Genomic DNA, 15,091 nt, shown 5'->3' on the forward strand with positions numbered 1-15,091 from the left:
ATCCCAGTCAGAGGAGCCAAATTTAAAAAGCCTGCTTTCGAGCGGGCTTTTTGCTTTTTTATCGCCCGTACTGCTCGAATTCAATCACATCCCGTACCGTGCGCAGCGCATCCTGCAGATCGACCATCGGCACTGACCCCAAAGCAATACGTATCGCCTGCGGCACATTAGTCGAAACGCAAAACGGCTCAGCTGTTGAAACCGAAATCTGCTTGTCCATTAACATGCTCGCCACGCGGTCTGCCCGGGACTCATCGGCCAGCGGTAGCCAGAGAAAATAGGCGTCAGGATGCCCCACGTACGGCAACCCGCGAAGAAATTCACGCGCCAGAGACTGGCGCAACCGTGCATCTTGCCTCTTCAGCTTTTCGAACCGCGAGACGCTCCCGTCTTTGATCCAGCCACAAATCAACGCGCTAACCAGTGAAGGTGTATTCCAGGTTGTGGCTCTGATTGCCCTCTCAAGGGCCGGTTTAAGCTCATCAGGGCACACCACCACCCCGACTCGTAGCCCCGTCGCCACATTTTTTGAAAATCCGGTGATATAGACCGTTCGTTCGGGCGCGTAGCAGGTGAGCGGTGGCGGCGGCTGCCGAACCAGATAGGCATAAGCCGCATCTTCAATAATCAACAGGTCGTGCTGACGGGCTATTGCCGCCAACCGCTGACGTTGCGCCGGGGTTAACACCCATCCCAAGGGATTGTGTAACGTCGGCATGGTATACAGCGCACGCACATCCCGCTGCGCGCAGAGGCTGGCGAGAGCGTCCAGACAGGGGCCATCAGAACGGCTGGGAATGGCAATTAACTCAAGGTGATAAAGCTCAGCCAGCGCCTTAAACCCTGAATAGGTCAATGCATCCACCGCCACAACATCTCCCGGCCGGAGTAATCCCATCACCGTCACCGCCAGGCCATGCTGTGCGCCGTTCACAATCAGGACATGCTCAGCCTTCGGCGTAAAGCCATTACCTACCAGATGACCCGCGATAATCTCACGTTCACTCAACCGTCCGGCATGAGGCTGATAACGTAGATGCGACTCAATATCCCCGGCAGCGGAGAGTTCCCGTAGGGCGTCTCGCAGCTGTTCGCCCTGGCCGATAAGCGTGGGGTAATTGAAATTAAGGTCGCGCACGTTGGCCGCTACCGCCTGCTGGTCTACCCCGTGCCCGGCGGGCAGGGCCGTCTCTCTGACAAATGTCCCTCGCCCGGTTTCCCCGCTCACCAACCCCATCGCTTCCAGTTCAGCATAAACGCGGGTCGCCGTGGCAAGCGAAATCCCCTCGTCCGCCGCCAGACGTCGATGGGTGGGTAATCGCCGCCCTGCAGGCAGTTCCCCAGAACGGATGGTGCGGGCAAATTTGTCGACGATTGTTTTATAACGGGCTTTCATGACATGTATCCATGACAATTTTTTGATTGTATTAGTTACCACAACTTAGCATTGCTTTTTTGATGACTCAACGATGAGGTTAGCGTGGTGAATGCAGCGGTAGATAAGATAAAATCTGGCACCTACAGCGGATGGATAAATGGCCTGCTGGGGGTAGTAATATTCAGCGGTTCACTGCCAGCGACCCGCATTGCGGTGCTGGAGATGAGCCCGTTTTTTCTCACTTTTTTGCGCGCCTCGATAGCCGGCATGCTGGCTATTTTGCTGATTGTCGGTTTCCGCCAAAAACGCCCACAGTCTGCGCAATTGCGCCCATTAATCATTGTCTCACTCGGGGTGGTTATCGGTTTTCCATTGTTGACCGCGATTGCCTTACAGCACGTGACCTCCGCGCACTCTATTGTGTTTCTCGGCCTGCTGCCGCTTACGACGGCCATTTTTGGCGTCGTCCGCCACGGCGAGCGCCCGCACCCTGCATTCTGGATTTTTTCCGTGCTAGGCAGTCTTTTCGTGGTGGGATTTGCCCTGAAGCAAAATGTTTCAGTGTCGCTCACCGGTGATTTGCTAATGCTCGCCGCCGTGGTTGTCTGTGGCCTGGGTTACGCTGAAGGTGCCAGCCTGACGCGAACGCTCGGCGGCTGGCAGGTTATCAGTTGGGCGCTGATTATCTCGCTCCCCTTGATGCTGGTTGCCACATTCATCACGCGCCCAACGGCGTTGAGCACTCTCTCCGCTTCGGCCTGGCTCGCAGTGGGCTACGTTTCCCTGTTCAGTATGCTGATAGGATTTATCTTCTGGTATAAGGGACTCGCCGCAGGCGGTATTGCCGCCGTGGGTCAGTTGCAGTTGTTACAACCCTTTTTTGGTTTGGCGCTATCGGCCACAATTTTGCACGAAAGCGTGAGTTCACTGATGCTAGCGGTCACGCTGGGAGTCATTCTGTGCGTCGCGGGCTCAAGAAAATTTGGCCGTCGGGTATAACCGTTTGGCGATTATTCGGCTATCCCAGCCCTCTCAGGCTGGGGTGCACTGGGGTGCGCCGTTGAATATACCCCTTCTATCTCCGGGGCTCGACATCAAATCTGGTAATCCAGAACGTTCTCTTCCAGCTCCATCGCCTGGCGTTTAATCTCCTCCAGAGAGAGACCGGCATTACATAATTCAATAAAACGCCACACGTAATTTCGCTGGAGTTGACCGCGTTTTAAACCCAGCCAAACGGTATTAGCATCAAACAAGTGGTGCGTATCCAGCCGTACCAGGCTGCTGGACTCCTGCGCATCGCCCGATTGTTCCGCCACCAGCCCAATCCCCAGCCCCAGCTCAACATAGGTTTTAATCACATCAGAGTCCTGCGCGCTCAGCACAATATCCGGTGTTAACCCCTTACGATTAAAGGCTTCATCAATACGCGACCGACCGGTTATCCCCTGTCGATAGGTAATCAGCGGCCAGCGGGCAATGTCCTCCAGCGTCAGCGGCGTAGTCTGGGTGAGCGGATGATCTTTTGGCACCAGCAGGCTGTGATGCCAGCGGAACCAGGGGAAAGCCACCAGCGTGGCATCGTTACTCAGACGCTCACTGGCAATGCCGATATCCGCGCCGCCGCTGTGCAGCAGCGCATCAATCTCCTGCGGCGTCCCCTGAATCAACTCCAGGCGTACGTCCTCAAAAATCTCGCGGAACGCTTTGATTACCGGCGGCAGGCTATAACGTGCCTGAGTATGCGTGGTGGCGATGGTCAGTACGCCCGACGCATCGTTAGTAAAGAGATCGGCCAGACGGCGGACGTTGCTGGCCTCATTGAGAATACGCTCGGCGATTACCAGCAGCGCTTTACCCGGCTCGGTCATCCCTAATAAACGCTTTCCGCGTCGAATGAAGATCTCAATCCCCAGCTCTTCTTCGAGTTCGCGGATATGTCGGCTAACGCCTGACTGCGATGTGTAAAGCATATTGGCTACTTCGGTCAGGTTGTAATCCTGCCGCGCCGCTTCACGAATAATTTTCAGTTGCTGGAAGTTCACGCTTCCCTCCGGGTCAATCAGACATTGCACTATTGTTAAAGTCTGTTGCCTTCGCGAACAAATAATAAAAACCAGCAACTTATATCTGAATGGAATATAAGCTTAGCTAACCAGCAGTAATTCCCGGTTATCGAGCATCGGTCGGCTCACCAGCGACATCAGGATTTCCTTCACCGCCTGCGCCTGCGGGGTCAGTTGCCCACGCGCTGAAACGTTCAGCGACAGCGGTAAACTCATTGATGGCGTAGTGATCCGCGCCATCCAGCCGTTGGCTGCGTTACACAGCGATCGTGCCGCCGACTCCGGCAGAACCGTCACGCCCATACCGCTGGCAATGGCGGCGGTTAAGGTAGAGATTGACTCAATCTCACCGATTATTTTCGCCGTCAGGCGACGCAGCGAAAAGGCCTCATCCACCCGAGCACGCACGGCGCTGTAGTCGCGAGGTAAAAAGAGGTTCATCTCGGCCACCGCAGTGAGATCGACGCTCTGCCCCGGGCAATTGCTGGTGCCCACCAGATAAAGGTCTTCTTTCAGCAACGGCTGACTAACAATACCGGCCAGCGGCGCACGATCGTAAAGCACCGCCATATCCAGCTGGTTATTGAGCAGTTTATCATTCAGCACGGTTCCGCTGTTTTCGTGCAGATAAACCAGCACATCCGGCAGTTCATTACGCACAGCCTGCAGCAACGGCATGGTTATCGAAGACGCCGCCGTCCCCGGCGCCAGGCCGATGGACACGCTGCCGCTCAGCGTCTGCCCGACATTGTTGACCGCCAGCTGCGCCTGTTCACACTGGCGCAGAATCGTGCGGGCGTGGGTATACAGCACTTTGCCCGCTTCAGTCGGCGTGACGCCGCGTTTAGTACGGATTAACAGCTGCTGATCGAGTTCTCCTTCCAGAGTCGCCACCTGCTGGCTCAGCGCTGGCTGCGCAATATGCAACACTTCTGCTGCCTGGGTCAGGCTGCCGATATCGACGATTTTCACAAAATATTTCAGTCGTCTGAAGTTCATTTTTGCCTCCGATTGAGATTCTTTGCCACGCTGGCGTTAAGTAATCGAAGTAGTTGCAAGATGCTTGCCAGTTTTCGAAATAGCGCTAGAACCGCGATAAACCTATCGTTAAAGCGCTTTTTCACCCCAGTCAGAAGATTGCGATCTGCCCCATAAGGGGTAAATCTGCACTTTCACGGTGCAAACAAGCTAAAAAACCAGCAATCACGCGCAGATTGCTGAAATTGTCAGCAAACGAACTTATTAGCGCTTTTCACCCTTTGACAAGCCAGGGTGACATCGTTAATATGCGCCTCGTTCACACGATTCCTCTGTAGTTCAGTCGGTAGAACGGCGGACTGTTAATCCGTATGTCACTGGTTCGAGTCCAGTCAGAGGAGCCAAATTTAAAAAGCCTGCTTTCGAGCGGGCTTTTTGCTTTTCTGCATTCTGATATTTTTTTGCACTCAGCCAAGCCTATTTTTATAAGCTGAACCTTGTGCCAGAATTCGTTATGATCCGCACCCACTCCACTCTTCTGGCCGCCTGATGTCTACGATTGTCGATACCTTTATTGCTCCACCGTGCCATGATGAAATCGAGATCCTCTATCAGGACGAGCATCTGCTGCTGATCAATAAACCCGCCGGGCTGCTCAGTCTTTCGGGAAAAAATCCGCAAAATCTCGATTCCGTCCACTACCGGCTGGTACAGCAGTTCCCCGGCTGCACGCTGGTGCATCGCCTCGATTTCGGGACATCCGGGCTGATGGTGATTGCCCGCAATAAAGCGATCAACGCCGCACTATGCCAGCAGTTCAGCCAGCGTACGGTCCAAAAAGGCTATAGCGCGTTGCTTTGTGGGCATCTTGACGATGATGAAGGGTTAATTGACGCGTCCATTGCTAAAGACCCGGCGCTGTTTCCACGTATGGCAATTTGCGCCATGAGCGGTAAACCCGCACGTTCGCGTTATCAGGTGCTGGAGCGCGTCTATCAGCCGTTGGAAAAGGGATCAAAACTGCCGTTAACGCGAGTTCAGCTGACTCCTGAAACCGGACGCACTCATCAACTCCGAATCCACTGTCAGTATCTCGGGCACCCAATTTTAGGCTGTGACCTGTACGGCGGTCTCTTGCTGCCGGGTACACAGCAAACGCCACGGTTGATGCTGCATGCCAATGCGCTGAATTTTGTCCATCCCGTGAGCGGAAAACCCGTCACAGCCCATAGTCCCAGCCCGTTCTGAAAGTAAAAAGCCTGCACTCGGCAGGCTTTTTACTTTCAGGTCATCACAACGCCGCGCGGATCATATCCAGCACCTGCATATTGCGGATGGTCTCTTCCAGTGGAATGAGTTTTGACGGCTGATTGAGCACCGCACTGGAGAAATGGCGAATCTCCGCCTGGTAACGATCGGACTCGCTGACCGGCAGTTCGCGAACCCCTTCCGGCATATGCAGATACAAGGTTCCGGCATCATCGAGGAACGGCTTATCGATGCACAGCATGCCTTTAGTACCAATAATCTCCGCATAGTTACGACCAAAGGCGTTAAATCCACAGTGAATATTGGCAATCAGGCCATCATCATATTGCAGCAGAGCCGAGAGGTTGGTATCCACCCCCTCTTGCGTTTCACACAGCGCTTTGCACTTCACCGGCAGACGTCCGGTGACCAGTCCGACAAAATTCACCGGATAACAACCGACGTCGAACAGCGCACCGCCGCCCAGCGCGGGCTGCATTTTAATGGTGTTCGGGCGATCGAGGAGGAAGCGGAACGAAACGTTGATATGGCGAATCTCACCGAGCTCACCGCTGTCGATAACCTGTTTTATTACCCGCACCCGGTCGGTGTACTGATACATAAAGGCTTCCATCAGTAACCTGTTCTGCCTGACGGCGACCTGCTGCATCTCCTGCGCCTCGATGGCTGTTAAACCGATAGGCTTCTCGCAAAGCACATGTTTACCCGCTTCCAGCGCCCGGATAACCCACTCTTTATGCAATGAGTTCGGCAATGGAATATAAACCGCCTGAATGGCATCATCGGCCAGCAGCGCGGCGTAATCGCCATAGTTTTGCTCCCACTCTCCTGACGGCAGCTCGGCTTTGTTACGTGAGGCCACGCCGTACACGCGCGCATTCCCGGCCCGATTGATGGCGGGAATAATAGAGTTTTTCGCGATTCGCGCGTACCCCAGCACGCCCCAGTTCACCACTTCACTCATTTCACACTCCTTTATAACATCAGCAGCATCAACAGACCGGTGCTCACCATAGCAAAAAGCCCGCTTCAGGCGGGCTTCAGGCTGCATGCTGTCACAAGATTACAATGCGTTATGCGACGTGCTGATATTCACCGGCATACCGGAGCGTCGCTCCAGCGTTGCCTTAGCACGATTCACATCAACCCCTGCCCCTTGGGTAAAACTACGCAGTGCCGGGGTAATAGGCAACGGAACTTTGTTATCGGATTCATATTCTGCGCGGTTACGTGACAACGGTTCATGTACCTCAACCCAGCGGCTACCGTCCGGCTCGGTGGTGTATTTCACCGATTGGTCGATAATCTGTACCCGGGTACCTACCGGGACATTATCAAACAGGTATTTAATATCGTCATTACGCAGGCGAATGCACCCCTGGCTAACGCGCAGCCCGATACCAAAGTTGGCGTTAGTCCCATGAATGGCGTACAGCCGTCCAATATAGATGGCGTAAAGCCCCATCGGGTTATCCGGCCCTGCCGGTACAAAGGCAGGCAGGCTTTCACCACGTTTGGCGTATTCACGGCGGGTATTAGCCGTTGGTGTCCAGCTAGGCGCTTCTTGCTTGCGTTCAACGCTCGTCACCCAGTTACGCGGCGTCTCGCGTCCAGCCTGGCCAATACCGATAGGCAGCACTTCCACGGTACCGCTTCCCGGCGGATAGTAATAAAGGCGCATTTCAGCCACGTTGAGCACAATGCCCTGGCGGACCGTGTTGGGTAAAATCAGCTGCTGCGGGATCACCAGGGACGATCCTGATTTCGGCAGGAATACGTCAACGCCCGGGTTAGCCTCCAGCATGTTGCTCAACCCCTGCCCATACTGAGCCGCAAAGGCCTCCAGCGGCAGGTGGTTATCTTTCGGCACCGTGATGTTTAACGTGCTGCCCACCAAGCGACTCCCCTCAGGGGGAAGTGGATACGTCACGGCCAGTGCGCTCTGGCAGCCCAATGCCACGGTGAGCGCACACAATAGTTTTACACGAGGTCCCATGTCCCTTTCCTCATTCACGGCAGATATCGGTTAATTATAGCTTTTTTAGCCTGCGTTGCTGCTTTTACCTGCTTTATTAATGAGACGGTTAAAGGTTAATCAGTTGTTATGCTGGAACCGGCAAACGCTTTTGTTTCATCATCCGCTGGCATACTATCGGGAAAAGCTGCAGATCTGACACAAGGAGCGAACGATGAGTAATACGGGCGTGAGTCTGACCCCTGAACAAGCGCTGGACCAGCTCCAGGCGCTATACGATCAATCGGTAAAAGCATTACGCGATGCCATTCGCCTGTTCATTGACGATCGTTCTCTGCCCAGCGCCGAGGCGCGGGCCGGCGGATTATTTGTCTATCCACAGCTATCGGTTTCCTGGAGCGGCAGCGCCCACAAAGCACAAAAAACCCGTGCTTTTGGTCGTTTTACCCACTCTGGCTGCTACACCACCACCATTACCCAGCCGGGGCTGTTTCGCAGCTACCTGCTGGAGCAGCTAACGCTGCTGCATGAAGACTATGACGCGCATATTGAAGTCGGCGCTTCACAACATGAAATCCCTTTCCCGTATGTGATTGATGGACTGAATCTCGATCGCTCAATGAGCGCGGATCTGACCCGCTTCTTCCCAACCACCGAGCTGTCGCAAATTGGCGATGAAACGGCAGACGGTCTGACCCACCCGACGGAGTTTTATCCGTTGTCGCACTTCGATGCCCGCCGGGTCGATTTTTCGCTGGCGCGTTTACGTCACTACACCGGTACGCCGGTCGAACACTTCCAGCCGTTTGTCCTGTTCACCAACTACACCCGCTATGTGGATGAGTTTGTGCGCTGGGGCTGCAGCCAAATTCTCGACCCGGACAGCCCGTATGTCTCCCTCTCCTGCGCAGGCGGGATCTGGATCACCGCCGACACCGAAGCGCCGGAAGAAGCCATTTCCGATCTGGCGTGGAAGAAGCATCAGATGCCGGCCTGGCACCTGATAACCAAAGACGGCCAGGGGATCACCTTAATCAATATTGGCGTCGGTCCATCGAACGCCAAGAACATCTGCGACCACCTGGCGGTGCTGCGTCCGGATGTCTGGCTGATGATTGGCCACTGCGGCGGCCTGCGTGAGAGTCAGTCGATTGGTGATTACGTGCTGGCGCACGCTTATCTGCGCGACGACCACGTGCTCAACGCCGTACTGCCGCCGGATATTCCTATTCCAAGCATCGCGGAAGTGCAGCGCGCGCTGTATGACGCGACCAAACAGGTCAGCGGAATGCCGGGCGAAGAGGTTAAACAGCGACTGCGCACCGGCACGGTGGTGACGACCGACGACCGTAACTGGGAGCTGCGCTACTCCGCTTCGTCGCTGCGCTTTAACCTAAGCCGCGCGGTGGCGATTGATATGGAAAGCGCGACCATTGCCGCGCAGGGTTATCGTTTCCGCGTCCCGTACGGCACGCTGCTTTGCGTCTCGGATAAACCGCTGCACGGTGAGATAAAGCTGCCGGGACAGGCCAACCGTTTCTATGAAGGGGCGATTTCGGAGCACTTGCAGATTGGTATTCGCGCGATTGATCTTCTGCGTGCCGAAGGCGATCGTCTGCACTCGCGTAAGCTGCGTACGTTCAACGAGCCGCCGTTCCGCTAACGTATAAAACAAAAAGCCTGCTTTTAAGCAGGCTTTTTAAATTTGAATCATCCGATTGAGATCGTCATAGCCATCTGTTGACGATTTAGTATAACTAAAATAAAACGCAATCTTTCCATGTTCGCTAGGCTAACCATCGTTTTTAGAATAACGCTTAAAGTTCACTTACTACCAAAGTCATGGTCAGTGACAATCAATTAATCAATGAATCTCATGGTATCCACAACTGCAACATATTAAAAATCCGAACAAATCTAACGTGTCGTCCACTCATGCAGTATCGTGCGTGATAATCTATGACTTTTCAGTGTGCCTTCACTCCAATCCAGACAGGCGTATCGAACGCGTTTACGACAAACTACGCATGACAATCTGTAGGAACTCATCTCGCATATGGTTGTCGATTTTCGGATTCCATGCCACGCCAATGTTCCATAAGCTCTGCTTTCTCCAAAGTTTGATCAATTTAACTCCCGCAGGTAAAAAATTTTCGACGCTAGCGGGCAGCAGCGCAAAACCATTCCCTCCGGCTATTAAAGCCAGTAGGGAATGAATGTCATTTGTGACTGAGACTGGTTCAGCGATAAGCTCATTATCTCGGAGGAATGCTGCCGTTTGCTCCGCCAGACAGGGACTGACTGCTGGGTCCATGCATAAGATCGGATGTACTACCAGCGTACGTTGAAGATCTGTGACATTAATTTCAGCGGTGACCGGGGCAGCCAACACCAGATATTCTTTATTTATCAAGCGAGAAGCCAATAGTTCTGTTACCGGCATACGGACAAATCCAGCATGAAGTTCGCCCTCCATCAACATCCTTACTTGTACGCTTGAGGCAAGCTGTCTGATAACAACATCACTGTCGGGAAATTTCTGGCGAAAAATATTTATCCACACGGGTGTGCTTTTAAACGAAGAAATACCAAAACCGAGCACTAATTTTCCCGCATTCCCTTTCTGGATATCCTGGGCATAGGTTAAAAAATTGCGGTGGGATTTCAGCAACTCATAAGCTTTAGTAAATAACTGCCTGCCAGCTATTGTCAACATCGCCCCCTGGCGACCACGCAGGAAAAGCGGCCCTCCGATCTCTTGTTCGAGAATCTGGATCTGCTTTGAAAGCGCAGGTTGTGTCAGAAATAATTCTTCCGCAGCTTTATTATAATTTCCTTTTTCGGCCAGCATCACAAATGCGCGCAGAAGCCTTATATCTATTCCTGACATTTATCGAATCCTGAAAAAATGGAATTATACAAATAGTCACAGCAGATGACATGATGCACTAAATTATTAAACCGAGATGCTGTCGATTTATCAATTCCAGAAACACCATATCTACTGCTAGCTTTCCTATTTAGCACTTACTAACGGCAAGCTATTTATAGCAAGCAACCTGATGGATTATTACAACATACATTCCATCAACAAATATATTTACATCGAATAATTTAAGGATTGAATATTTATGCCAAATATAGCCGTTCTCACTAATGACCTGCAGTACGAGTTTACTTACAAAATAACCCACTCGCCAGAAATTCTAGCGCGAAAGCTCACCCAATTTAACCAGTGCCTTGATGAAATCCGCTCTCTAGGGCAATCCGTCATCTACCTCCAACTTATCAACGCCCCAAATAACCCAGCGGTACAGAAGCGCTACCGCGCAAACCCGCTCGATGTTCAATAAAAAACTGGAGATAGATAATGTATAGTTCTGCGAATCTTATTGCCGCAGTTTTATTCGATATGGATGGTGTTCTTATTGATTCTAATGCGGTAATTGAGCGTGGTTGGGCTGAAGGTGCACAGATGTTCGGCAAGACACTTACGGAAGAGGACATCATCAAGCATATCCACGGACAGCCGGGCCCGCATACCATCCGCGCCCTTTTCAACGATCTTTCCCTAGAAGATCAAAAGAAAGTTCAGGCACATATCATTCATGTTGAAAATACCGCTAATTACGACCCCATCCCCGGCGTTAGCGAATTTATCCGAAAGTTACATAAGGCTGACATTAGCGTCGGAATTGTCACTAGCGGCTGGCGGTCGAAAATCGATCGCGTCATGGAGATGTTGCAGATTACGCACTGTATTTCAGTGATTGTTGAGCGTGATGATGTCGCGCGCGGCAAACCCTATCCTGACCCTTATCTGCTTGCCGCTGAGCGGCTTCATCTTGCCCCCCCCAGGACACTCGTATTTGAGGATTCACGGAGCGGCGTAATGTCTGCTGTTACAGCTGGCGCAGTTTGTGTTGGCATCGGTACAGACGCTCTGAAAGAGTACGGTGCCGCACTCGCGATCGCAGATTTTCGCGATGTGGTAGTCATCACGCAAACAGACGAAAAAGTAGTCATCGCATTTACCCCAGAGCACCAGATGGAGATTGAAACTCAGAATGCTCGTCAGCAAAAAACTGCGTCATAAGGGAAGAAAGGGAATTAATAATCACCAAACAGCCTGACCCAGTACCGCGTACTGTATGCTCATATTACGAAAACGAAGATCGATAAAAAGCAAAAAGCCTGCTTAGTTTCCTAAGCAGGCTTTTTAAATTTGGCTCCTCTGACTGGACTCGAACCAGTGACATACGGATTAACAGTCCGCCGTTCTACCGACTGAACTACAGAGGAATCGTGTGAACGGGGCGAATATTAACGGCGCCCCTCCAACTTGTCAAAGCCTGTTTCGCACAAAATAAATCGTTTGCTGGTTTATTCTGCAATTCGTCTAAAAACCGTCTTCCGCTGCCGGTTTTTACCACAATCAAGCCGTTATGCGTCATCCGTTTTTTTTACCGGGGCATATTTCCACGCCCAGCGGCCGGTAATCAAGCGGCGATAGAACATCACTGCGCGGGTCGCCCAGTCGAGGAACATCCCCATCCAGACGCCAACCACACCCCATCCCAGGACGATACCCAACACGTAACCGACCACCACGCGACAGCCCCACATACTTAACATCGATACCCACATGGCGAATCGAACGTCGCGGGCACCTTTGAAGCCAGCCGGAAGCACCCAGGATGCGGCCCAGATAGGCATAAAGGCGGCATTCATCCACAGCAGTATCTTGACCACTTCTTTCACGTCCTCTTCCTGGGTATAGAACGAGGCGAAAAGCCCGGCAAAAGGCGCGGTTCCCCAGGCGATAAGGGTCAGGACAATGGTCGACATCCAGAAAACGTGTCGCAGCTGTCGTTCCGCCTGCGCCAGTTGACCGGTCCCCAGTCGTTTACCGGTAATAATGGTCGATGCTGAGCCGAGGGCGTTCCCCGGCAGGTTAATCAGCGCTGCCACCGAGAAGGCGATAAAGTTACCGGCAATAACGTCGGTGCCCATTCCGGCGACAAACATCTGGGTCAACAGCTTACCGCCGTTAAACAGGACAGATTCAATACTGGCGGGAATACCGATTCCCATCACTTCCCAGATAATGGCGAAATTCAGCGGCTTGAAGTAGCTTTTCAGTGGAATACGCAACGCCGGGTTAAAGCCAACCATCAGTACGATGATGGTCACCACCGCGCCAATATAGCGAGAGATGGTTAATCCAAGTCCAGCGCCTGCAAAGCCCATCCCGTCCCAGGAGAAAATTCCGTAAATCAGAATGCTACTGATGATGATGTTGAGGATATTCATCCCGCCATTGATCATCAGCGGAATTTTGGTATTCCCTGCCCCGCGCAGCGCACCGCTACCGATGAGCGCAATCGCCGCCGCCGGATAGCTCAGCACCGTCAGTTCAAGATAGGTTAGCGCCAGGGCTTTTACTTCTGCGTTTGCATCCCCGGCCACAATATTGATGATCCCGGCGCCAAAATAATGAATCACCGCCGCCAGCACAATGGCGAACAGGGTCATTATCACCAACGATTGGCGGGCTGCCGCGCGCGCCTTACGCCGGTCTCTCTTGCCGAGGCTAAAGGCGACCACTACCGTCGTCCCAAGATCAACCGCCGCGAAAAAGGCCATGATCACCATGTTGAAGCTATCGGCCAGACCAACGCCTGCCATCGCCTCTTTCCCCAGCCAACTCACGAGGAAGGTACTGAGAACGCCCATCAACAGAACGCAGGTGTTTTCCAGAAAAATAGGTACTGCGAGGGGGGTAATTTCACGCCAGAAGAGCACTCGGTAGCTTTTGCGTTTTTTATACCAGGGCGTGCGTGAGACGGCCTGTCGTAGGGCGGCGGTGACGTTCAAAATGGGCCTTAGATCAGAAAGTTGAAACCACATTTCAAATGATGATGGAGAAATGCTGATCCTGCAAAACATTTTTCCTTAATTTTTGTTGGGATTCGCGACAAATTGTTGATGGATTAGGCAAATGCATCACATGAGGGCAATTGATGTTTGACAAAATTTTTTTCGCCGCTAAGATACGACTCCACACCGATTCCTCTGTAGTTCAGTCGGTAGAACGGCGGACTGTTAATCCGTATGTCACTGGTTCGAGTCCAGTCAGAGGAGCCAAATTTAAAAAGCCTGCTTTCGAGCAGGCTTTTTGCTTTCTATGATTCCCACTTTCCGCAATACCAACAATCACCCCACCAGCTATCGCTCATCAGAATTGTTTAAATGCAAATGCAGTACCGTGCATGGATATTGCGTCGTTAAAGAAGAGCAGCTACCACAGATAGCCGGAGGTAACTCCGGCGCATCCGCTTGCTTATACTGGCAAGATGATATTGCTGTCTGCTAACGAGCCCATACGATTGTGCATCGCGCAGGCAGACTCAACAATGTGCATCGCCATTGCCGCCCCGCTGCCTTCGCCCAGCCGCATTTCCATGTTCAGATAAGGCACCAGTTGCAGATGTTCCAACGCAATACGCGCCCCTTTCTCCGCCGAGTAGTGGGATGGAATCAGGTAAGGTTTGACGGCAGGGGCAATGCGGCAGGCCGCCAACGCTGAGGCGTAGGAGAGGAACCCATCAAGCACCACCGGTAGGCCGCAGGAAGCTGCGCCCAGCATCACGCCGGTCATACCGAGCAGGTCAAAGCCACCCACTTTTGCCAGCACATCGAGGCCGTTGTTTGCATCAGGCTGATTCAGCGCGATTGCACGACGCACGACATCCACTTTGTGGTGCAGCTGAGAATGCGGCAGGTTAGCGCCAATACCGACGACGGCTTCTGGATCAGAGCCGGTCAGCACGCTCACCACGGCGGCGGCTGGGGTGGTATTGGCCATTCCCAGCTCACCCACGCCGAATAGCGTCACGCCCTGCTCCGCCAGGCTGCGGGTATAGTTCATTGTTTCCAGTAGCAGCGATTGCGCCTGCTCTCCGCTCATCGCGGCGGTTTTGGCGATATTACCGCTACCGCGAGCCACCTTCATATCGATAAGGCCCGGAATCGGGTCTGCATCAATCCCCACGTCGAGTACATGAACCTGCGCCTTCGCCTGTGCGGCTAGCACGCAAACGCCAGTATTATGACGAGTCATATTGGCGGCCTGAATGGCAGTTACCACCTGGGGTGACACCGCAACACCTTCGTGCCAGACGCCGTGATCGGCGCACATCACCAGGATAGCCTTATTATCAACCTGCGGTACGCCATGCAGCCCCGGCATCCCTGCTAACTGGACCGCCAGCGACTCCAGTCGTCCAAGGCTGCCCGTAGGTTTAAGCAAGCCATCAATATGCTGCTGCGCACGTGTCATCGCGACACTATCCATCTCAGGAATGGCCGCCAATAATGAATCCAGTGTTTGCATTATTCTTATCCGTTTCGTTTAACGCTGAC

General features: G+C 52.9%; 13 protein-coding genes and 3 tRNA genes. 6 read left to right on the forward strand and 10 right to left on the reverse strand.

Translation table 11 applies throughout. The features are described from left to right. Positions 1 to 58 precede the first annotated feature (58 nt). Entirely contained in the window at positions 59 to 1,396 is a 1,338-nt protein-coding gene (locus tag ABOC97_RS08300; protein WP_349596187.1) for an aminotransferase-like domain-containing protein, read from the reverse strand. Positions 1,397 to 1,480: 84 nt separating this feature from the next. Between ABOC97_RS08300 and ABOC97_RS08305 the strand changes: the two genes are divergently transcribed. Further along, a complete protein-coding gene (locus ABOC97_RS08305) occupies positions 1,481 to 2,377 on the forward strand; it encodes a DMT family transporter (RefSeq protein WP_349596190.1) in 897 nt (298 codons plus the stop codon). Between the two features lie 95 nt (positions 2,378 to 2,472). Here ABOC97_RS08305 and cbl read toward each other — a convergent pair whose 3' ends face one another. Further along, on the reverse strand, positions 2,473 to 3,423 hold the full coding sequence (gene cbl / locus ABOC97_RS08310; protein WP_234508543.1) for an HTH-type transcriptional regulator Cbl: 951 nt from the start codon (positions 3,421 to 3,423) through the stop codon (positions 2,473 to 2,475). Between the two features lie 102 nt (positions 3,424 to 3,525). Then, positions 3,526 to 4,443, reverse strand: coding sequence for a nitrogen assimilation transcriptional regulator NAC (gene nac / locus ABOC97_RS08315; RefSeq protein ID WP_349596194.1), 918 nt, complete (start codon positions 4,441 to 4,443; stop codon positions 3,526 to 3,528). A 307-nt stretch (positions 4,444 to 4,750) separates the two neighbouring features. On the opposite strand from nac, the gene ABOC97_RS08320 reads away from it, so the two are divergent. Together ABOC97_RS08320 and ABOC97_RS08325 are read left to right on the forward strand one after the other, a co-directional pair. Further along, a tRNA-Asn gene (locus ABOC97_RS08320) sits at positions 4,751 to 4,826 on the forward strand. 145 nt (positions 4,827 to 4,971) lie between these two features. Beyond that, positions 4,972 to 5,670, forward strand: coding sequence for an RluA family pseudouridine synthase (locus ABOC97_RS08325; protein WP_349596197.1), 699 nt, complete (start codon positions 4,972 to 4,974; stop codon positions 5,668 to 5,670). A gap of 43 nt (positions 5,671 to 5,713) precedes the next feature. Here ABOC97_RS08325 and ABOC97_RS08330 read toward each other — a convergent pair whose 3' ends face one another. Then, on the reverse strand, positions 5,714 to 6,655 hold the full coding sequence (locus tag ABOC97_RS08330) for a Gfo/Idh/MocA family protein (RefSeq protein WP_349596200.1): 942 nt from the start codon (positions 6,653 to 6,655) through the stop codon (positions 5,714 to 5,716). A gap of 99 nt (positions 6,656 to 6,754) precedes the next feature. Then, a complete protein-coding gene (gene ldtA / locus ABOC97_RS08335) occupies positions 6,755 to 7,687 on the reverse strand; it encodes a L,D-transpeptidase (protein WP_349596203.1) in 933 nt (310 codons plus the stop codon). Positions 7,688 to 7,880: 193 nt separating this feature from the next. Between ldtA and ABOC97_RS08340 the strand changes: the two genes are divergently transcribed. Then, a complete protein-coding gene (locus ABOC97_RS08340; protein ID WP_349596206.1) occupies positions 7,881 to 9,329 on the forward strand; it encodes an AMP nucleosidase in 1,449 nt (482 codons plus the stop codon). Positions 9,330 to 9,677: 348 nt separating this feature from the next. Here ABOC97_RS08340 and ABOC97_RS08345 read toward each other — a convergent pair whose 3' ends face one another. Continuing rightward, the gene (locus tag ABOC97_RS08345) at positions 9,678 to 10,556 is read right to left on the reverse strand and encodes a LysR family transcriptional regulator (RefSeq protein WP_349596209.1); all 879 of its coding nucleotides are present in this window, start codon (positions 10,554 to 10,556) and stop codon (positions 9,678 to 9,680) included. A gap of 480 nt (positions 10,557 to 11,036) precedes the next feature. Between ABOC97_RS08345 and ABOC97_RS08350 the strand changes: the two genes are divergently transcribed. Continuing rightward, complete coding sequence (locus ABOC97_RS08350) at positions 11,037 to 11,762, forward strand: HAD family hydrolase (RefSeq protein WP_349596212.1); 726 nt, start codon at positions 11,037 to 11,039, stop codon at positions 11,760 to 11,762. A 130-nt stretch (positions 11,763 to 11,892) separates the two neighbouring features. Here the strand turns inward: ABOC97_RS08350 and ABOC97_RS08355 are convergent. From ABOC97_RS08355 to ABOC97_RS24030, 3 genes are all read right to left on the reverse strand, one after another. Next, positions 11,893 to 11,968: transfer RNA gene (locus ABOC97_RS08355), tRNA-Asn, on the reverse strand. A 141-nt stretch (positions 11,969 to 12,109) separates the two neighbouring features. Further along, positions 12,110 to 13,576: an EmmdR/YeeO family multidrug/toxin efflux MATE transporter gene (locus tag ABOC97_RS08360; RefSeq protein WP_349596215.1), complete on the reverse strand. Its 1,467-nt coding sequence runs from the start codon at positions 13,574 to 13,576 to the stop codon at positions 12,110 to 12,112. 83 nt (positions 13,577 to 13,659) lie between these two features. Beyond that, positions 13,660 to 13,731: a DUF5951 family protein gene (locus ABOC97_RS24030; protein ID WP_416019155.1), complete on the reverse strand. Its 72-nt coding sequence runs from the start codon at positions 13,729 to 13,731 to the stop codon at positions 13,660 to 13,662. A gap of 6 nt (positions 13,732 to 13,737) precedes the next feature. Between ABOC97_RS24030 and ABOC97_RS08365 the strand changes: the two genes are divergently transcribed. Continuing rightward, positions 13,738 to 13,813, forward strand: a tRNA-Asn gene (locus tag ABOC97_RS08365). A gap of 196 nt (positions 13,814 to 14,009) precedes the next feature. Here the strand turns inward: ABOC97_RS08365 and cobT are convergent. Beyond that, complete coding sequence (cobT, locus tag ABOC97_RS08370) at positions 14,010 to 15,062, reverse strand: nicotinate-nucleotide--dimethylbenzimidazole phosphoribosyltransferase (RefSeq protein ID WP_349596218.1); 1,053 nt, start codon at positions 15,060 to 15,062, stop codon at positions 14,010 to 14,012. Positions 15,063 to 15,091: the final 29 nt, after the last annotated feature.

The organism is Kluyvera huaxiensis (assembly GCF_040149365.1).
Lineage (GTDB): Bacteria > Pseudomonadota > Gammaproteobacteria > Enterobacterales > Enterobacteriaceae > Kluyvera > Kluyvera intermedia_A.